General features: G+C 41.1%; 18 protein-coding genes. 7 read left to right on the top strand and 11 right to left on the bottom strand.

Translation table 11 applies throughout. The annotated features are described in order from the left end of the window. Window positions 1-422 precede the first annotated feature (422 nt). The 6 genes from fre to trxA form a co-directional block, all read right to left on the bottom strand. Window positions 423-1,133 (bottom strand): NAD(P)H-flavin reductase, encoded by a 711-nt coding sequence (gene fre / locus F0227_RS18505; RefSeq protein ID WP_171754727.1) that lies wholly within the window; start codon window positions 1,131-1,133, stop codon window positions 423-425. A 9-nt stretch (window positions 1,134-1,142) separates the two neighbouring features. Further along, a complete protein-coding gene (locus F0227_RS18500; RefSeq protein WP_171754726.1) occupies window positions 1,143-1,412 on the bottom strand; it encodes a 2Fe-2S iron-sulfur cluster binding domain-containing protein in 270 nt (89 codons plus the stop codon). Further along, window positions 1,409-2,875 (bottom strand): 4-hydroxy-3-polyprenylbenzoate decarboxylase, encoded by a 1,467-nt coding sequence (gene ubiD, locus F0227_RS18495; RefSeq protein ID WP_171754725.1) that lies wholly within the window; start codon window positions 2,873-2,875, stop codon window positions 1,409-1,411. The genes F0227_RS18500 and ubiD overlap by 4 nt, the downstream gene beginning before the upstream one ends. A 120-nt stretch (window positions 2,876-2,995) precedes the next feature. Continuing rightward, window positions 2,996-4,000, bottom strand: coding sequence for a hypothetical protein (locus tag F0227_RS18490; protein ID WP_171754724.1), 1,005 nt, complete (start codon window positions 3,998-4,000; stop codon window positions 2,996-2,998). A 95-nt stretch (window positions 4,001-4,095) separates the two neighbouring features. Beyond that, entirely contained in the window at window positions 4,096-5,355 is a 1,260-nt protein-coding gene (gene rho / locus F0227_RS18485; protein ID WP_171754723.1) for a transcription termination factor Rho, read from the bottom strand. A gap of 205 nt (window positions 5,356-5,560) precedes the next feature. After that, window positions 5,561-5,887, bottom strand: coding sequence for a thioredoxin TrxA (trxA, locus tag F0227_RS18480; protein ID WP_171754722.1), 327 nt, complete (start codon window positions 5,885-5,887; stop codon window positions 5,561-5,563). Between the two features lie 112 nt (window positions 5,888-5,999). On the opposite strand from trxA, the gene rhlB reads away from it, so the two are divergent. Together rhlB and gppA are read left to right on the top strand one after the other, a co-directional pair. Beyond that, on the top strand, window positions 6,000-7,295 hold the full coding sequence (gene rhlB / locus F0227_RS18475; protein WP_171754721.1) for an ATP-dependent RNA helicase RhlB: 1,296 nt from the start codon (window positions 6,000-6,002) through the stop codon (window positions 7,293-7,295). A 17-nt stretch (window positions 7,296-7,312) separates the two neighbouring features. Further along, a complete protein-coding gene (gppA, locus tag F0227_RS18470) occupies window positions 7,313-8,806 on the top strand; it encodes a guanosine-5'-triphosphate,3'-diphosphate diphosphatase (protein WP_171754720.1) in 1,494 nt (497 codons plus the stop codon). 90 nt (window positions 8,807-8,896) lie between these two features. Here the strand turns inward: gppA and F0227_RS18465 are convergent, their stop codons facing one another. From F0227_RS18465 to recQ, 3 genes are all read right to left on the bottom strand, one after another. Continuing rightward, the gene (locus F0227_RS18465; protein WP_171754719.1) at window positions 8,897-9,571 is read right to left on the bottom strand and encodes a 7-cyano-7-deazaguanine/7-aminomethyl-7-deazaguanine transporter; all 675 of its coding nucleotides are present in this window, start codon (window positions 9,569-9,571) and stop codon (window positions 8,897-8,899) included. 201 nt (window positions 9,572-9,772) lie between these two features. Then, complete coding sequence (locus tag F0227_RS18460; RefSeq protein ID WP_171754718.1) at window positions 9,773-10,081, bottom strand: DUF3630 family protein; 309 nt, start codon at window positions 10,079-10,081, stop codon at window positions 9,773-9,775. Continuing rightward, the gene (recQ, locus tag F0227_RS18455) at window positions 10,074-11,903 is read right to left on the bottom strand and encodes an ATP-dependent DNA helicase RecQ (protein WP_171754717.1); all 1,830 of its coding nucleotides are present in this window, start codon (window positions 11,901-11,903) and stop codon (window positions 10,074-10,076) included. The genes F0227_RS18460 and recQ overlap by 8 nt, the downstream gene beginning before the upstream one ends. 170 nt (window positions 11,904-12,073) lie before the next feature. Between recQ and rarD the strand changes: the two genes are divergently transcribed. After that, window positions 12,074-12,976, top strand: coding sequence for an EamA family transporter RarD (gene rarD / locus F0227_RS18450; protein ID WP_171754716.1), 903 nt, complete (start codon window positions 12,074-12,076; stop codon window positions 12,974-12,976). A 687-nt stretch (window positions 12,977-13,663) separates the two neighbouring features. On the opposite strand, the gene uvrD is transcribed toward rarD, so the two are convergent. Then, complete coding sequence (gene uvrD, locus F0227_RS18445; RefSeq protein ID WP_345775815.1) at window positions 13,664-15,838, bottom strand: DNA helicase II; 2,175 nt, start codon at window positions 15,836-15,838, stop codon at window positions 13,664-13,666. 286 nt (window positions 15,839-16,124) lie between these two features. On the opposite strand from uvrD, the gene F0227_RS18440 reads away from it, so the two are divergent. The 4 genes from F0227_RS18440 (at window position 16,125) to F0227_RS18425 (ending at window position 18,558) form a co-directional block, all read left to right on the top strand. After that, window positions 16,125-16,385 (top strand): DUF2282 domain-containing protein, encoded by a 261-nt coding sequence (locus F0227_RS18440; RefSeq protein ID WP_171754714.1) that lies wholly within the window; start codon window positions 16,125-16,127, stop codon window positions 16,383-16,385. Between the two features lie 79 nt (window positions 16,386-16,464). Then, the gene (locus F0227_RS18435; RefSeq protein ID WP_171754713.1) at window positions 16,465-17,331 is read left to right on the top strand and encodes a DUF692 domain-containing protein; all 867 of its coding nucleotides are present in this window, start codon (window positions 16,465-16,467) and stop codon (window positions 17,329-17,331) included. Further along, window positions 17,328-18,110, top strand: coding sequence for a DNA-binding domain-containing protein (locus F0227_RS18430; RefSeq protein ID WP_171754712.1), 783 nt, complete (start codon window positions 17,328-17,330; stop codon window positions 18,108-18,110). Before F0227_RS18435 ends, F0227_RS18430 begins: the two co-directional genes overlap by 4 nt. Continuing rightward, window positions 18,103-18,558, top strand: a complete 456-nt coding sequence (locus F0227_RS18425; protein WP_171754711.1) for a DoxX family protein — start codon at window positions 18,103-18,105, stop codon at window positions 18,556-18,558. The genes F0227_RS18430 and F0227_RS18425 overlap by 8 nt, the downstream gene beginning before the upstream one ends. Window positions 18,559-18,611: 53 nt before the next feature. On the opposite strand, the gene F0227_RS18420 is transcribed toward F0227_RS18425, so the two are convergent. After that, entirely contained in the window at window positions 18,612-18,893 is a 282-nt protein-coding gene (locus F0227_RS18420) for a hypothetical protein (protein WP_171754710.1), read from the bottom strand. Window positions 18,894-18,918 lie beyond the last annotated feature (25 nt).

The following is an 18,918-nucleotide window of genomic DNA, read 5'->3' as shown; positions in this document are numbered from 1 at the left end:
TTCATTGAAACCGTTGTTGATTTCGTGCCCGAAAGCAGAGAATCATCTTCGATTGTCATCAACGAGTGCCCACACAGATTGATAGGTTTAAATTGTTAAAGAGCAACTTCAATAAGTAGTAAAACTTTACTTTTAAGCCTTTCAGCTTTCTCATCGAAGTGGGCGGCCATTTTAGCGAGATAACGTAATGTGTCAAACACTTTTTTAAATTATTATCTCAAGACCGAATTTTCTTCCCTTCTCTGAATCCCTTATTTGATAAGGTCTCGTCGTTGGGAGATGCGCATTATAGGGAGATTTCTTTTTGGTGCAACATCTTTTTTTAAATAATTACGATTTTTCTTTTTTCCGGCTAATTTTTCTTCTCTTTGCACAAAAAAAGGCCTAAAAAGGCCTTTTTCGATCAGATATCTTGCCTATCATTATATAAATGAATAAGCATCAGAGAACATACGTTCCACTAAAGCATTTTTTTCCTTAGTAAATTGCTCTCTGGCTGCGCCGGCCATCTCAAACCTGCCCGCAATGTAAATGTCATAATCTTCTAAACTGTCAAAATCATGTTTGATTGCGGATAGAACATTACCTGTCTTCCCTTGCCAGTTTCGGCCAACTTGTTCAACAACAGGAACAAAAGTAATATTGCTGTGTTGTGCGGCTATTTCCATTAACTCTTTATAAGCGTAGAGCTGACAATCCGTTCGAGCCCCCCAATATAAGTAGATATCTCGGTTGATATTCTGGCTTAAGCAGTGATCAAGCATCGAGCGGACATAACTAAAGCCGGTTCCGCCAGCGATCAGTAACAATGGTCTATTTGACTCTTGTAACCATGCATCACCATGAGGAGCATCAATCTCTATAGTACTGTCTTGCTGCATAACTTGACGCATCTTCTCAACCACTTCCTGAGAGTACGGGTTTTCATCAGCACTACCGATATGTAACTCTAATTCACCTTGATGGCGGCAAGGACTGCTTGCGATGGAAAATGGTCTTTTATCCTTCTCCCCCATAACAACCATCAAATACTGCCCCGCTTTAAAGTCTACGGATTTAATAGGTTGCAGCACTATTTGACATGTATTAGAGGCCAATGGCTCTATAGACTTTACTTTACAATTAACTATCATTATTTCCTCTTACTCTTCAAAGGTAAGTTTTATATTGGACTTAACATAAGCTAAGCAAGGAAACATCCAACCATCTGCTTGTTCTTTTTCTGTCAGCATTGGTTGCAATTGGTACTCTATGTTTCCTTCCAGTAACCGGCACATGCAACTAGAGCATGCTCCAATATGACAACGATGTGGAAACTTGATATTGCTGTTGAGTGCAGCTTCCAACAAGGTTGTCTCTTCTGACACCTCAAACTCTATATTTTGTGGATATAAAGTTACGATATGGTTCATAAAATATTTAACTCATCCCAAATAGCATCTATTTTTGCGACAAGTTGAGGATCTTTTTTAATCGGCCTTCCCCACTCTCGCTGAGTTTCGCCTTGCCACTTATTAGTTGCATCCAGCCCCATTTTTGATCCCAGCCCCGCGACTGGAGAGGCAAAATCCAAAGAATCAATAGGTGTATTATCAATCATAACGGTATCTCGAGCGGGATCCATTCGAGTTGTTATTGCCCAAATCACATCGTTCCAGTCTCGTGCGTTGACATCATCATCACAAACAATCACAAATTTAGTGTACATAAATTGTCTTAAAAATGACCACACTCCCATCATCACTCTCTTAGCATGTCCTGGGTACTGTTTCTTCATTGTCACTACGGCCATACGATACGAACACCCTTCCGGCGGCAAATAGAAATCAACAATTTCTGGAAACTGCTTTTGTAGTATAGGCACAAAGACTTCGTTAAGAGCAACACCTAGCACTGCTGGCTCATCTGGTGGTCGGCCTGTATATGTGCTGTGGTAAATAGGCTTATTACGCATGGTTACATGAGTTACTGTAAAGACTCGATGTTGCTCCACTTCGTTATAATAACCAGTATGATCTCCGTAAGGCCCTTCATCGGCGAACTCTTCGGGATCGATATAACCTTCTAAAACAATCTCTGCCCCGGCTGGAATCTCTAGATCATTGCTTATCGATTTAACCACTTCGGTCTTACTGCCTCGCAGTAATCCAGCAAAAGCGTACTCAGACAAAGTATCAGGAACAGGCGTAACCGCACCGAGAATAGTTGCGGGATCAGCACCAAATGCAATCGTGACAGGAAAGCGTTCTCCTGGATTAGATTCCATCCAATCTTGAAGATCTAACGCTCCACCTCTATGCGCAAGCCATCGCATGATAATTTTGTTTTTACTTAGTTTTTGTTGTCTATAAATACCTAAGTTTTGACGTTTTTTATTTGGACCTTTTGTTATCGTCAAACCCCAAGTTAATAATGGAGCAACATCTTCAGCCCAACAGCTCATTACTGGTATCTTATCTAAATCTACCTCATCACCTTGCCAAATAATCTCTTGGCATGGCGCTTTACGAAGTCGCTTAGTGGGCATATTTAATACTTGTTTAAATACCGGTATTTTATCTATGGCGTCTTTAAGTCCTTTCGGTGGCTCTGGTTCTTTTAAGTAGGCCAACCACTTACCGACTTCTCTTAGTTCAGAGACATCTTCTCTCCCCATCCCCATAGCCACTCGCTGTGCAGTACCAAATAGGTTCGTCAGCACAGGTATGTCATAACCAATCGGGTTTTCAAATAACAGAGCAGGACCACCTGCTCTTAGTGTTCGGTCACTAATTTCTGTCATTTCATAGTGAGGATCGATAGGGTGAGTAATTCGTTTAAGCTGCCCCTGTTTTTCTAAGTAGGCAATAAACTCACGTAAGTCCTTAAAATTCATAGGGCTAAATATCACTAAATAAAAAAACAATATTATAACAAATGGCGTATATACCCAAGCAACTTAGCGGTTCGACCTTGGCTTAGGGTAAGGGGTATTGGTTAACGGTTCGAAACGATATCACTCTGATAACACTTTTTTAATTGCACCGCTATTTACCGAAGGGGTTGATATGAGTAACTCCTTCAACCACTTATCATAACCCTGCTTGGACAACTCACTTGCAGTGAAATAGGCTTTATCATTTTCTTTTACAGACAAACTTGCGACTAAAAAATCTTCTATCACTTCAACTTTCGGTCTTTTAGCGGCAAAATATTTTATCACTTCTTCATTTAAAGAAGGATTAGAAGCGGAACCTATGATCATCTTTATAGAAAACTCATCTGCTACTTCCATCAAACGAAACAACTCTTGCTTACTACTCTTATCTGTCTTCATTTTCCATAGCATGCTATAGAGCTTCGGCTGATTACTTAACTGGGCAAGTTTGACCATGACTGCATTGGAGGGAAGCCAAAAAATTATCTTGTTATCCGTTTGGAGCACTTGTTCGACAAGAAATAAAATAGCTGGAGGGGATAATCCATCCATCTCTGCGATCAAAAGTTGCTCTCTAAGTTTATTTTCCGTCAAGCTACCTTCATTGAGCCATTTTTCTAAACTTAATTCTTGCCGCTCAACCGCCAAAATGAATTGGGTTACTTTTTGATCATACTGCCATTTTTTGACAATACGATTAGCTATCGAAGGATAAGAAAATGCAGGCGTCACAAACTCGTAGCCATCACCAAAATGGCGAAGATAAAATGCAGGTGCTATCAATGAGAGGCTCTGTACATACTCTGCAACCTCTGCGGTAAGCAGCATCTCCTCTGTTTCAATATGCTCTAACAATAAAAAACGTACCGCTTCTTGCTCATTTGTAGGCAACTGACTTAATGCCTGAGCCATAGCATCAACATCGCCAACACGTGCAAAGCGCACTATGTCTGCTGTATTTTGCTGAACATTGTCACTTTCTAGCCATAACTGACGAGTGCTAGGGGTAATCTCTTGTGCAAAAGCGGTTTGAAATAACCAAGGTAAAATCAGTAGAAAGGTCCACAACATTCCATGTCGCATAGTGACTCTCCAAATAAGATTAATAAAAATTAGAGCAAAAAAAAACACCACCCATAAAGTATGGCTGGTGTTCTTATATTCAGCTAGCTTAAATGCTACTGTCTTCGCATTGCATCAAAAAACTCGTTGTTGGTTTTAGTCATCGCAAGCTTGTCGATCAAAAACTCCATCGCATCGGTTTCACTCATAGGGTGAACGATTTTACGAAGTATCCACATTTTCTGTAGTTCGTCAGCCTTAGTTAGAAGCTCTTCACGACGAGTACCACTGCGATTAAAGTCAATGGCTGGGAATACACGTTTTTCAGCGATTTTACGGTTAAGGTGCAGTTCCATATTACCTGTACCTTTAAACTCTTCGTAGATAACTTCATCCATTTTAGAGCCTGTATCAACCAATGCTGTTGCAATGATAGTTAAACTACCACCTTCTTCAACATTACGTGCGGCACCAAAGAATCGTTTTGGACGATGTAAAGCATTCGCATCTACACCACCAGTCAGAACTTTACCTGATGAAGGAACCACAGTGTTATAAGCACGAGCTAGACGAGTGATTGAGTCCAATAAAATAATTACATTTTTCTTGTGCTCGACTAGACGTTTCGCTTTTTCAATCACCATCTCAGCAACTTGAACGTGACGAGAGGCTGGCTCATCAAAAGTAGACGCGATAACTTCACCTTTAACTAGGCGCTGCATTTCGGTTACTTCTTCTGGACGCTCATCGATCAAAAGCACCATTAACTCACACTCAGGGTGATTATAAGCAATGCTCTGCGCAATATTTTGCAGCAACATTGTTTTACCGGCTTTTGGTGGGGCAACAATCAAGCCACGTTGTCCTTTACCAATCGGAGATGCCAAATCTAAAACACGTGCCGTGATGTCTTCTGTTGAGCCGTTACCACGCTCCATCACCATGCGCTCATTAGCATGTAATGGTGTTAAGTTTTCAAACAGTATTTTATTGCGGGCATTATCTGGCTTATCGTCATTAACCGTATTTACTTTTAAAAGTGCAAAGTAACGTTCACCATCTTTCGGTGGTCGAATTTTACCGGAAATAGAATCGCCGGTTCTTAGGTTAAAACGACGAATTTGGCTAGGTGATACGTAAATATCATCAGGACCAGCAAGATAAGAACTATCCGCACTTCGTAGGAAACCAAAGCCATCTTGTAAGATTTCAAGAACGCCATCCCCAAAAATATCTTCACCGCTTTTTGCGTGAGCTTTTAGGATAGAGAAAATAATGTCTTGCTTACGCAGACGTGCAAGGTTTTCCAGACCTAGGCTTTCGCCAAGTTTCACAAGCTCAGAAACAGGCCTGTTCTTCAGTTCAGTCAGATTCATAGTAGTAGATACTTTAGTAGTCAAAATAGGATCTGTATGTGTTAGTTAAGATATTTTCGGTCTCAGGATCGACCAAGAAATGAACATTTGTTTATTTATCGTGCGATAAACTATCACTAAAAAGTAGTCTAGTCTAGTTTTACAAAAAACAAAACCGCGCATTTGTTAAGGTGCGCGGTTTCTCGCTCATCGAGTGCAAACTGTATTATAAGTTTGCGTCCAAAAACTCTTTTAATTGAGTTTTTGATAATGCACCAACTTTCGTTGCTGCAACACTTCCATCTTTAAAAAGAAGTAGTGTTGGGATTCCACGAATACCAAATTTAGGTGGAGTTCCTGCATTTTGGTCAATATTTAATTTACCAATGGTGAGCTTACCTTCGTATTCTTCTGCAATTTCATCTAGAATTGGGGCAATCATCTTACAAGGACCACACCATTCAGCCCAAAAATCAACAAGAACCGGGCCTGCAGCTTTGATTACATCACTATCAAATGCTTCATCAGAAAGCTGCAAAATCTTATCACTCATCTTCCACTCCAATGTGTTTATATGCTACTGGTTGGATGATAACCAGAAAATAGATACTCTATTGGAATGTATTTGCTTCCGTATTGCAACCCTAAACTGATATTCTATAACAATGAAAAAGACGCACATCACAGAGCAAAAGTTCGCCGACTTCGATTTACACTCGCAAGTCATTGAAGGATTGGACAAAAAAGGGTTCGAATTTTGTACCCCTATCCAAGCCTTGGCGTTGCCGGTACTGCTCACCGGCCAAGACATTGCAGGCCAGGCCCAAACTGGGACTGGTAAAACCTTAGCGTTTCTTACTGCTATTTTTAATCACTTACTGAAAACACCTGCTGTTGAAGGCAAAAAAGTTTCATCGCCACGAGCAATAATCATGGCGCCTACGCGTGAACTGGCTATTCAGATTTATAACGACGCTGAATCACTGGTTGAATCAACTGGCATCAAAGCTGGCTTAGCGTACGGTGGCGAAAGTTATGACAAGCAACGAGCTAAACTAGAGTCTGGCGTTGATATTTTGATCGGAACAACCGGTCGTATTATCGATTTCTATAAACAAAAAGTTTTCGACCTTAATCATATTCAAGCGGTAGTACTAGACGAAGCTGACCGTATGTTTGATTTAGGCTTTATTAAAGATATCCGCTTTTTGTTCCGTCGCATGCCGGAACCTCAAGATAGACTGAATATGCTATTCTCAGCCACCCTCTCTTATCGAGTACAAGAGTTGGCGTTTGAGCACATGCATAACCCAGAACATGTGGTAGTTGAACCAGAGCAGAAAACCGGCCACAGAATTCAGGAAGAGCTATTTTATCCTTCCAATGAACATAAAATGTCTCTACTGCAAACTCTAATTGAGCAGGATTGGCCAGATCGCGCCATTATTTTCGCGAATACCAAATACAAGTGCGACTCTATCTGGGGACACTTAGCTGCTGATGGTCACCGTGTAGGTCTATTGACTGGGGATGTACCGCAGAAGAAACGTGAAAAAATTCTTGAGCAGTTCACTAATGGCGATGTCGATATACTTGTTGCAACGGATGTCGCAGCTCGCGGACTTCATATTCCTCAAGTGACGCATGTATTCAACTATGATCTCCCTGACGATTGTGAAGACTATGTTCACCGTATAGGTCGTACAGGTCGTGCGGGCGCAAGTGGTCACTCTATCAGCTTTGCTTGTGAAGAGTATGCTATCAATCTAACTGCAATTGAAGAGTATATTGAACATACTATTTCTGTATCTGATTATGATGCTGACGCACTGATTGACGATTTACCTGCTCCTTTACGAAGCAGAAACCGTAACCCAAATATGCGCAGAACGAATACTGGCGGAGCACGAAACGGCAACCGCAATAAACGCAATTATCGTTCAAGACCACCTCGCAACTAAGGGAATACAACGCAAATATGAATCAAGCAGTGTCATCTCCGCTTTATGCAGCTATTGATCTTGGGTCAAATAGCTTTCACATGCTCGTCGTGCGTCATATCGATGGCAGTGTCCAAACTATGGCTAAGATTAAACGAAAAGTACGTTTGGCAGCCGGTTTGGACGAAAACAATGCATTAAGTATTGAAGCCATGCAGCGAGGATGGGACTGTTTAAGTTTATTTGCGGAAAGGTTGCAAGACATACCAAAAGAAAACATCCGTATTGTAGGTACCGCGACCTTACGTACCGCAACCAATGTGGATGTTTTTTTATCAAAAGCGAATAGCATTCTAGGTTACCCGATCGAAGTTATAAGCGGTGAAGAAGAAGCCGCGACTATATATCGAGGTGTGACTCACACATCAGGGGGAACGGGACGCAGGCTGGTGGTTGACATTGGTGGTGCTAGTACCGAAATCATCATCGGTAAAGGGTTCGAAACGAAAGCCCTCACAAGCTTAAAAATGGGCTGTGTCACTTGGCTCGAAAAGCACTTCAAAGATCGTCAACTAACCAATAGCAACTTTAGCAACGCTATAGATGCAGCAAAATGCACCTTACAGCCTATTTTGCAACAATATCAATCTATCGGTTGGGATGTTTGTGTTGGTGCCAGTGGCACTGTGCAAGCATTGCAAGAGATCATGTTGGCTCAAGGCATGGATGAAGTAATTACTTTGTCTAAGCTAAAACGATTGCAAAAACAGGCGATGAGTTCTGTTCACTTAGAAGAGTTGGAAATTGAAGGGTTAACCCTTGAAAGAGCACTCGTTTTTCCTAGTGGGCTATCTATTCTTATTGCTGTCTTTGAACTATTGGAAATCGACTGCATGACTCTGGCAGGTGGAGCATTACGAGAAGGTCTCGCCTACGAAATGATCGAGCCGATGCGTCAAAATGATATTAGAGCGAGAACCATCAACAGTGTTCAAACTCGGTATCAAATAGATAAAGAGTATGCTCATCAAGTTTCCGTTGTCGCCAACACACTATTAAAGCAGTGTGGGCCAAATTGGCTTCCTGAGTCTCACGCTAAAATGTTGCTGGATACCATAGCCCAACTGCATGAAATTGGTCTATCTATAGACTTTAAAAAAGGTGGTGAACATAGCGCCTATCTTTTACAACACCTTGATCTACCTGGTTATACAAGAGCTCAAAAGTGCTACCTGTCAGAAACCGCCAGACGATATAAAGATCAACTCACCACAATGCCTACCCAACATGCTCTATCAGATACCAGTAGTAAGCGCATACTTCGCCTATTGCGGATATCAATAATACTCACGCATCGTCGTAGCTTTGATCTTATCCCTCTCTATCATTTACATGCTGAGGAAGATAACTTGCAATTAAGTATCAGCAAAAAGTGGTTGGATGAAAATCCACTAACCAATGCAGAGTTAGAAATAGAATCTAATCGTCAGTCTGATTTAAATTGGCCGTTAACTGTCATAGCCACTGAATAGATAAGATGGACTAACAAAATATAGATGACATAAAAATAGGGCGAGAATCGCCCTATTTTTGTTTGCATCGAAAGCGCGCTATAAAAGCGTTTAGTTCGCTTCTACACCCGAAATAGTTAGTTTAGGATTAATACTTGTTAACTTTTTAATTAAGTAATTCAGTAATACACCATACATTGGTACAAACAAACCTAAACTAATAACCAGCTTGAAACCGTAATCAACCAACGCAATTTCTTGCCAGTGTTCGGCCATAAATGCGTCAGGACTGTTATAAAAAGCAATCGCAAAGAATGCTAACGTATCTAATGCGTTGCCAAACAAGGTAGAACAAGTTGGTGCAATCCACCACTGCTTCATTTGGCGTAGTCGATTAAACACATAAATATCTAATATCTGTCCAAGTAAGTAGGCCATAAAACTGGCTATCGCAATTCGAGCGACAAACAAGTTGAACTCACTTAACTGAGCTAACCCTTGGAATTGTCCTTCAAAAAAGACAACCGACAAGAAATAAGAAACCAATAGCGCAGGCAACATAACAAAGAAAATAATATTTCTTGCTAGTTTGGCACCAAAAATACGAACCGTTAGATCAGTCGCTAGAAAAATAAATGGGAAGGTGAATGCCCCCCAAGTGGTATGTAGCCCGAAAACAGTAAAGGGTATTTGCACTAAATAATTACTAGAACTAATAATCACCAAGTGAAACAGAACAAGAATTGAAAGGGCTTTGCGCAATTGCGCAGGGGTAAAGTTACTCATGCTAAACCTTTTTGTTGATGGGGTGGAGGGAACCCAATTGTTGAAGTGCCAATCACTTCAAACCCGTAATGTAATTCGCTCAACTGAGCGGGCGGCGATTATACCTTAATCATATCACGGTGCAATAGCGCAATAATAAGCAAACGTTTTAGTATGAAAATAAGCTAAATATTCCCAACAACATCACCATTAGTCGAGTCGTTAAATACCCGCGCTAAAGAGTTTGGCAAGATAGTTCAACTCTTCTTCACTTTCATTAATTGACACCGCTTCTAGCCATATTGACTCTGTGTAATGCTCCGCTCTGAGAAAAAAACGACAGCCTTCAAAGTCAATCAACCAAGAGTGTAAATCAGCATCAAACTGCTTCTCTACGATAGTGGCAGAAAGAGTTCTAACTAACTCATTACCTATTGCAGGAAAACTATCAACATCAAATGATGGGCCACTAAGTATTAGTTTGCCATCCGCAATATGCTCTTTAAGTTGCCAAACAACAGAGTTAGCCATGAGTTAAGTGCTCCTGAATAAGGTCGAGAAAATCATCAGCGTATTTATCCAGTTTTACCTGCCCGACGCCATTAACCGCCAGCATTTCACCATAAGATGTTGGTAGAATCTCCGCCATATCAATAAGTGTGGCATCACTGAACACAACGTAAGGAGGGATTCCAGCTTCGTCGGCAATGCTCTTACGCAGTTTTCTCAATTTAGCGAACAGCTTTTTATCATAATGCTTATTCGCCAACTTATCTGACCTAGCATTTCTAACCGAAGTATCCAAGCGAGGAACCGCTAGTTCTAATTCTCTATCCCCTCTGAGCAGTGGACGAGCCTCTTCTGTAAGCTGAAGCGTTGAATTTCGAGTGATGTTTTGGCTCAAAAGCCCTTTGTGTATCAACTGACGGATAATACTAATCCAATAGTCATGACTATGTTCTCGACCAATGCCATAGGTAGAAATCTTATCGTGACCATTTTCTCTCACTCTAATATTCTGCATACCTCGCAATACTTCAACCACATAGCCCATGCCAAAACCTTGCTTTACTCGGTAGACACAGGACAACGCTTTTTGCGCCGCTTCTGTAGCGTCAAAATGTTTAGGAGGGTCAAGGCAAATATCACAGTTTCCGCATGGCTCATGACGATATTCGCCAAAGTAATTAAGAAGCACCTGTCTGCGGCACGTTTGCGCCTCTGCAAACGCCCCCATCGCATTGAGTTTATGACTCTCTACCTGTTTTTGCGCGCCATCTGGCTTTTCATCTAATATACGGCGCAACCATGACATATCCGCAGGGTCATACAACATCATCGCTTCTGCTGGTAAACCATCTCGACCCGCTCGGCCAGTTTCTTGGTAGTAGGATTCAATATTTCTAGGTATATCAAAATGCACCACAAAACGAACATTAGGCTTGTTAATACCCATTCCAAATGCAACAGTGGCCACGACAATTTGTATATCATCTTTTTGAAAGGCATCTTGAACATAAGCTCTTTCATCTGCATCCATACCTGCATGATAACCTGCCGCCCTAATATGGTTATTGCACAGTTTCTCGGTCAACATTTCCACTTTCTTGCGGCTGCCACAGTATATAATGCCGCACTGCCCTTTTTGATTAGCAAGAAAACGAATAACCTGAGAAACAGGCTTATGTTTTTCGACCAAGTTGTAACGGATATTCGGTCTATCAAAGCTACCCAGATACTGACAAGGATTCTCTAGGCTTAAACGAGATAGTATATCTTCACGCGTCGCTTCATCTGCCGTTGCAGTAAGAGCCATAAAGGGGACGTATGGGAAATGCTGTTTTAATTGCCCCAGAGCAGCGTACTCTGGTCTAAAGTCGTGGCCCCACTGAGATATACAGTGTGCTTCGTCAACCGCGATCATTGATAAGTTAAGGTGCGAAAGACGCTGAAGAAACTCTTGAGTTAATACTCGTTCAGGAGAAACATACACTAGCTTAAGAACGCCGCTATTCATTCTGTTATAAATAGCAATCAATTCATCTCTGGGTAAAGAGGAGTTGATACACTCAGCTGCGACACCGTCTGCTTTTAATTGATCGACCTGATCTTTCATTAAAGAGATCAGCGGAGAGATAACCAGTGTTAAACCATCTTTTACTAACGCTGGAATTTGATAGCAAAGTGATTTACCACCGCCCGTAGGCATAATAACCAAACTGTCTTGGTTTGATAAAGCTGACTCTATTACTTCTTGTTGGCCGCTCCGGTACTCTTGGTAACCGAATACCTCATTGAGTACACGTTCAGCATCATTAGATTGCAAAGGTTCAGCCAAAAGTGTCGAAGTCATGAGGTTCCTAACATTTAGTCATTGAAACATCTTCATTATGAAGATAAGGCGCACATTGTAGTTTGCTTTGTAACTGAATAAAACATCAAATTATTAGGAGAAATTGAGATCTCACTCTTATACTTAGCATCTTGCTTCTCTTTATCACGTCTAATCAGGTCTTTACGTCAATGACAACAGAACAACAAACACGATCTCGCCAGGGGGTATTGCTGGCAATAGCCGCATACACCATGTGGGGGTTTGCGCCTATTTACTTCAAAGCGCTTGGTGAAGTAACACCTTTAGAAATACTTAGCCATCGAGTGATTTGGTCTTTCGGTTTTCTGGCTCTGCTCATTCACGTTAGTCGCCGCTGGCGTGTAGTACAAAGCGTTTTACGTAATAAAAAAACCTTACTGGTTCTTATCTCTACAGCGATTTTAGTTGGCGTCAACTGGTTAGTCTTCATATGGGCCGTCAATTCCGACCACATGCTAGATGCCAGCTTAGGCTATTACATTAACCCATTATTCAATGTTCTACTGGGGATGTTATTTTTGGGCGAACGGTTAAGAAAGTTACAGTGGCTGGCCGTAGTACTGGCTCTAGTTGGCGTAGCTATTCAAGTTATCGCTTTTGGAAGCATACCCGTCATTGCTCTGATACTCGCGACCAGTTTCGGCTTATACGGCTTATTACGAAAAAAAATCAACTTAGATGCACAGACAGGACTTTTTATTGAGACGCTGATCATGTTACCTATCGCAGCATTCTACTTACTGTTTATTACAACTAGTCCTACTGCAGATCTCAGCCAAAACCCAATGTCACTTAACATTCTATTAATTGCGGCAGGTTTAGTCACAACCTTACCTCTACTGTGTTTCAATGGTGCTGCCACACGAATGATGCTTTCTACATTGGGATTCTTCCAATACATTGGCCCAAGTTTGATGTTTCTACTGGCAGTTTTGGTCTATAACGAACCTTTTAGCTCAGATAAAGCCACCACATTCACGTTTATTTGGAGCGCGCTTGTTTTATTTAGTTTTGACGGTATTCGTCACGCAAAAAACAGACGAGAACAGTAACGCAGCATAAAAAGTCAACATTTGTCACCTTCTATGCAGATGCTAGGTTACGATTTACCTGCATCTGTTTGTAAGAGATCTCTCACATGACCGTAAGAGTTCCCTACTTCTCGTTATCAGACTTAGATTAGATCCATTTGAATTAACCTTATTTATCAACAACTAACGTTAATCCAACTTATTAGGCAAGTATTGATATTGCCATTCAGCTATTGCTGTTAGTCCTATATTCGCTAATATTTAACTTGTCGGAAGGATGCTGACACGGAATAGAGAGACCTAAGGATAGGTAATCTTCAGGATGAAGATTTGGTTATTTAGGATGAATAACCAGCAAGGAAAGCAAAATGGACATTGAATGGACGCAATAGTGACTAGGATGGTTACTACTAAGGAAAGACAATGGACACCTCTGGATGAGGCAAGGACTGAACATCAGGATGATGTAAAGGACACCGCTCAAGGAACAAGTGAAGCACGCTAACGAGGATTGTTGGCTGATCAGGATAAGATCAAGGACACCGCTAGGAAGGCGATGAAAAGGAATGCGCTGAAGGATAACAGCACACTATCAAGGATTTGATGCATGGAGCACATTTAGTAGCCGGATTGCTGCGAGTAAGACTATAACCCCGATACGCAAGTATCGGGGTTTTTCTTTTTCATATGTTGTATTGAGTTAGTGCATTATAGTACTTGCAACTTTGCATATTGCGTCACTAACCATTTAATACCTTCACCATTGAAAGCGACTTGTACACGACTCTGAGGACCGCTACCTTCAAAGTTAATAATGGTTCCTTCACCAAACTTAGGGTGTTGCACTCTCTGTCCCAGATTAAAGCCGGTTTCATTAAAGCTCTCTTTCACCGCCGTTTGGCTAAAACGCCCAGAAGAGGTGGATCGACTCACTTGAGCTTTCATTCTTACTTCTTCTAAGCAAGACTCGGGTAACTCACGAATAAATCGTGACGGCTTATGATATTTATCTTGGCCATATAAACGACGCATTTCCGCATAGGTAATGTAGAGTTTAACCTTCGCTCGTGTCATGCCGACATAACATAAGCGACGTTCCTCTTCTAAACGACCCGCTTCCTCCGCGGACATCTGGCTAGGAAACATCCCTTCCTCAACACCAACCATAAATACCATCGGAAACTCTAACCCTTTGGCACTGTGTAACGTCATGAGTTGAACCGCATCATCAAACTCATCAGCTTGTCCTTCTCCTGCTTCTAATGCTGCATGAGAAAGGAAAGCAGATAACATTGTCATTTCATCGGCTTCTTCAGGCCGCTCAAACTGTCGACATGCGGTGACTAATTCTTCCAGGTTTTCAATACGTGCCTTAGACTTCTCGCCTTTTTCTTGCTGATACATGGCAAATAAACCCGAAGATTTAATGACATGGTCCGCTTGCTCATGTAACGGCATTTCAGCGGTGTCATCTTCTAACGCCACGATCAACTCAATAAAACGACCTAAGGCGCTAGCAGCACGTCCAGCAAGCACTTTTTGCTCCAGTAAAGCGCTGCTCGCTTCCCATAACGTCTCTCCTCTGTCTCTTGCAGCAGCACGAATCGTTTCTAACGTCTTATCACCTAAACCACGGGTGGGTGTATTCACGACCCTTTCAAACGCTGCATCATCACGCCGATTTGCCATCAGTCTAAGGTAACTAAGCGCATCTCTGATCTCCTGACGTTCGAAGAATCGCATACCACCATATATTCGGTATGGTAAACCAGCCTGAATCAATGCTTCTTCCAAAACTCGCGACTGAGCATTGTTTCTATATAACATTGCACATTCGGATAGTGAGCCATCACTCTCTTGCCAAGCCTTTATTTTACTAACGGTAAATCTAGCTTCATCCAATTCATTGTATGCTGAGTAGACTGATATTTTCTCACCGTCATTGCCGTCGGTCCAAAGCTCCTTGCCCATACGCTCAGTATTATTAATAATTAGTTCGTTGGCAGCTTTCAAGATGGTTTTTGTTGAACGATAATTTTGTTCAAGACGAATGGTAGATACAGATAAAAACTCTTCTGTAAATTTATGAATGTTTTCTACTTTTGCGCCACGCCAACCATAAATCGACTGATCATCATCCCCTACAATCATCACTCGACAGTCCTTGCCTGCCATCATTCTCAACCAAGCATATTGGATATTGTTGGTGTCTTGAAACTCATCAACCAATATATGCTTAAAACGAGCCTGATAGTGTTGTCGGATAAACTTGTTTTCTCTAAGCAACTCAGTTGTTCTAAGCAAAATTTCAGCAAAATCGACCAACCCAGCTCGGTCACAGGCATCTTGATATGCTCTATACACTTGCAACCAAGTTTGAGTAACGGGGTCATGATAACTATCAATGTGTTGCGGTCTCAGCCCTTCATCTTTTTTACCATTAATCCACCAACACGCTTGCTTAGCTGGCCACTGCTTTTCATCCAAGTTCTGTGCTTTAATGATTCGACGTAGCATTCTCTGCTGATCATCAGAATCTATAATTTGGAAATCTTGCGGTAATTTGGCGTCGAGATAATGGGCCCGTAAAATACGATGGCAAATACCATGAAAGGTCCCGTTCCACATGCCAGATGCACTGCCCATCATTAATTCTTCTATTCGCCCACGCATCTCAGCGGCCGCTTTATTAGTAAAAGTAACCGACATAATCGAAAATGGAGAAGCGTTCTCGATGGCGATAAGCCACGCTATTCTGTGTACCAATACACGAGTTTTACCACTACCAGCACCGGCAAGCACCAGCATATTATCCAGAGGAGCAGCAACAGCCTCACGCTGTTTATCATTTAGGCCATCGAGCAATAGAGATGCGTCCATTATATTTCCTGACGGTTATTTACTGTTTATTTATACATGATTGGCTGATTATACATCAATCTGTGGTGTAATGAGGAAGACATACATAATATTTTTTAAATTATTTAACCCATATAAAACAATCAGATAGCGTACAAATGGTAATGATAGTGATTATTTTTTATCAATCAGTGAAAGTTTTTTATTAGAAAATTGCTCCTATACTGTAAGCAAGTTGATAGATGCTCAACAAAAATAAATATCAACTTAGCTCATTTAACTTAAGGATCTAGTTTAGAGGAATATTATTATGAAAAAATCAAACTTTGCAGTAACAGCAGCTGTTTCAAGCCTTCTAGCCATTGGTGCCACAGCACTGACTACAACACAAGCAATCGCAGCAGATAAAGAGAAATGCTACGGTGTGGCAAAAGCTGGTAAAAATGACTGTGCAACGAAAACAAGTTCTTGTGCAGGTACTTCTAAAGAAGACAACCAAACCGACGCATTTATAGTGGTTCCAAAAGGTCTTTGTGATCGTTTGGCTGGTGGTAGCACTTCATCTAGCTAATTTTTACCAGCCAGTCACACCCTCCCCTACTGGTGGCTGGCTTTTTTTGTCTTTTTTGTTTTTTACTTGAGGCATAGCTATGAAAAGTGATTTCCACCCCCAAGTTGGCGTCGGCTTACGAACTCCCCATTTAGATTTTTTTAAGCAGAATAAACCCAATCTAACTTGGCTTGAAATACATAGCGAAAACTATTTCCAACCGAACTCTCTGCTACGAAACGATTTGCGTCAGCTTCGTGAGTTTTATGAGATAAGCTGCCATGGTGTAGGATTATCATTGGGATCGGTTAGCCCAGTAAGCGAATCACATTTAGCTAAATTGAAAGCCTTGGTGGATGATATTGAACCCATCTTAGTTTCAGATCATTTGAGTTGGAGCGAGAATGGTGGCCATTATTTTAACGACTTACTCCCTCTTCCTTATACCGAAGAGGCGCTTAGAGTATTTTGTCGTAATGTACTCGAAGTACAAGACTATTTGCGCCAACCTATTTTAATTGAAAATCCATCCAGCTATGTTCGGTTTGACCATTCAACTATCGACGAATGGGTATTTCTGTCCGAGGTACAAAAACGAACAGGCTGTCATATCTTACTCGACTTCAATAACATCCATGTTTCTTCTTTTAATCACGGTTTCAGTTGCAGTGAATATCTAGCGGGTATAGACCCTCAAGTCGTTAAGGAAATTCACCTAGCAGGCTTTACGAAAAAAGTGACCGACAAAGGGGAAGTTTGGATCGATACTCACAGTAAACCTGTCAGTGATGAAGTATGGCAGCTCTTCTCTCAGTGGACGACTGCAAATGGCAGTAGGAAAACACTGATTGAATGGGATTTGGATATACCTGAGCCAGAGGTCTTACTATCAGAGGCAGATAAAGCTAGCACGTTACTTAATGGTATCGCTCTTTCTAGCCAGCCTCCTTTAGAGGTTGCATCATGACAATCTCATTATCTCAGCTACAATCACAGTTTTCGGATGCTCTCCATTATCAAGCGAAAGGAGAGCAGTGTCATATCGTATCGGATCATTTCTCAGCGGATGAACGGATGCAGATATATCGTAATAATTTCGTAATGAGCTTAACCGACGTATTAATGGCTGGATACCCAATCACTGCCGCGCTTGTAGGTGAAGAGTGTTTTAATGGGCTAGCCCGTCTTCATATACTTAAACACGCTCCTAAAGAGGCTGATGTTAGCTTATATGGCGTCGATTTTTTTAAAACCATTTCTGATACATCAGCCGTTATTGACGCAGTACCTTACCTTGCAGATATAGCACTTTTCGAATGGAAGAAAGATTATTCTAGCCATATATTTGGCCAACAATTTGACGAATGCCATTTCTCTTCATTTGACCAACTCACTTCTTTATCGCAAGTTCAGCAGCAAAGTATTCTGCTTGTAGCAAACCCTTCTTTACAGTTGTTTGAGAGCAAATTTGCCATCACAGCGATAGAACAAGCAATAATAACTAGTAACTTCGATGAGCTTGATATTCATCAGCCTCAACAAGGAATTGTCGTCACATCGAATAACGGTGAAGTTAAGTCATACACACTCTCTATAAATGAATATCGCTTATTGCAAGAGCTAGTCAAAGGCCAGAGTTTACGCCAGATTTCAGCGGATCTACTTGAACATCTTAACGCGCTACTTACTCTTGATATATTTCTTGGATTTAACATCAACTCAGATGAGGAGAAAAACAATGTTTAATCGCTTTATTCCCATTGTCACTACCTATGATAGTGCAGTGATTCGCCTGCAAGCTGTTGTCGTTCCTCTGTTGTTGTTGTTTTGTCGATTATGGGTTGCTTATGTTTTCTTTAATTCAGGGCTTACCAAAATTGCATCTTGGGACAGTACCTTGTACCTATTCGAGTTTGAGTATCAAGTACCTGTTATTCCATGGCAATTGGCCGCTTACACAGGAACAATAGCGGAACTCGTGTTACCTATTTTTGTCGCGTTAGGTTTATTCACTCGACCAATGGCTATTATTTTATTCGCCTTTAATGCAATTGCGGTGATCTCTTATCCATTATTGTGGGAAAAAGGATTTTATGACCATCAGCTCTGGGGATTAATGATATTAATTAATATTGTCTGGGGAGCAGGTGTCATCTCTTTAGACAAGATATTGAAGACTAAAGTTATTAAGTAATATTCTGCTATTTTAAGTTCAATAAAAAACAGCCTCTTATTTTGAGGCTGTTTTTATTTATTTAAGTAGGCTTGTAACTCTTCAGCAGAAATACCGCTGTCAGCAAGTTCTTTTGCAATCAATTCCACTTGCTCACCTTTACGTGATTCTATTACTTTTTGAAACTGATAAACTATATCACGCAAGATGTGCAGCGGGACTTGCTTCGCTGCACTGCGAATCCGTTCTTCACTTTGATTACCAAGTTCAGCAAGTAATTTGCCAAACATAATTTTTTCCGGCGACTCTTCTAATTGCTCAAGTACTCGAGCCATTTCATAAGTAGTTAAAGACATTCGGACGAATATTCCAGGTAGTTAA

This window comes from Vibrio sp. 99-8-1 (assembly GCF_013114595.1).
GTDB lineage: Bacteria > Pseudomonadota > Gammaproteobacteria > Enterobacterales > Vibrionaceae > Vibrio.
The sequence above is the reverse complement of the archived record's forward strand: the minus strand, read 5'-3'. Positions and strand labels throughout refer to the sequence as shown.

Bases quoted from the DNA above. Each gene is read 5' to 3' on its own strand.
- recQ (WP_171754717.1), bottom strand. From the start codon at position 11,903: ATGACTTCGACACTTTTGGCTGAACCTTTGCAATCTAATGATGCTGAA.
- F0227_RS18500 (WP_171754726.1), bottom strand. From the start codon at position 1,412: ATGAACCATATCGTAACTTTATATCCACAAAATATAGAGTTTGAGGTG.
- fre (WP_171754727.1), bottom strand. From the start codon at position 1,133: ATGATAGTTAATTGTAAAGTAAAGTCTATAGAGCCATTGGCCTCTAAT.
- F0227_RS18420 (WP_171754710.1), bottom strand. From the start codon at position 18,893: ATGTCTTTAACTACTTATGAAATGGCTCGAGTACTTGAGCAATTAGAA.
- rarD (WP_171754716.1), top strand. From the start codon at position 12,074: ATGACAACAGAACAACAAACACGATCTCGCCAGGGGGTATTGCTGGCA.
- F0227_RS18460 (WP_171754718.1), bottom strand. From the start codon at position 10,081: ATGGCTAACTCTGTTGTTTGGCAACTTAAAGAGCATATTGCGGATGGC.
- ubiD (WP_171754725.1), bottom strand. From the start codon at position 2,875: ATGAATTTTAAGGACTTACGTGAGTTTATTGCCTACTTAGAAAAACAG.
- trxA (WP_171754722.1), bottom strand. From the start codon at position 5,887: ATGAGTGATAAGATTTTGCAGCTTTCTGATGAAGCATTTGATAGTGAT.
- rho (WP_171754723.1), bottom strand. From the start codon at position 5,355: ATGAATCTGACTGAACTGAAGAACAGGCCTGTTTCTGAGCTTGTGAAA.
- F0227_RS18435 (WP_171754713.1), top strand. From the start codon at position 16,465: ATGAAAAGTGATTTCCACCCCCAAGTTGGCGTCGGCTTACGAACTCCC.
- gppA (WP_171754720.1), top strand. From the start codon at position 7,313: ATGAATCAAGCAGTGTCATCTCCGCTTTATGCAGCTATTGATCTTGGG.
- F0227_RS18440 (WP_171754714.1), top strand. From the start codon at position 16,125: ATGAAAAAATCAAACTTTGCAGTAACAGCAGCTGTTTCAAGCCTTCTA.
- F0227_RS18425 (WP_171754711.1), top strand. From the start codon at position 18,103: ATGTTTAATCGCTTTATTCCCATTGTCACTACCTATGATAGTGCAGTG.
- F0227_RS18490 (WP_171754724.1), bottom strand. From the start codon at position 4,000: ATGCGACATGGAATGTTGTGGACCTTTCTACTGATTTTACCTTGGTTA.
- rhlB (WP_171754721.1), top strand. From the start codon at position 6,000: ATGAAAAAGACGCACATCACAGAGCAAAAGTTCGCCGACTTCGATTTA.
- F0227_RS18465 (WP_171754719.1), bottom strand. From the start codon at position 9,571: ATGAGTAACTTTACCCCTGCGCAATTGCGCAAAGCCCTTTCAATTCTT.
- F0227_RS18430 (WP_171754712.1), top strand. From the start codon at position 17,328: ATGACAATCTCATTATCTCAGCTACAATCACAGTTTTCGGATGCTCTC.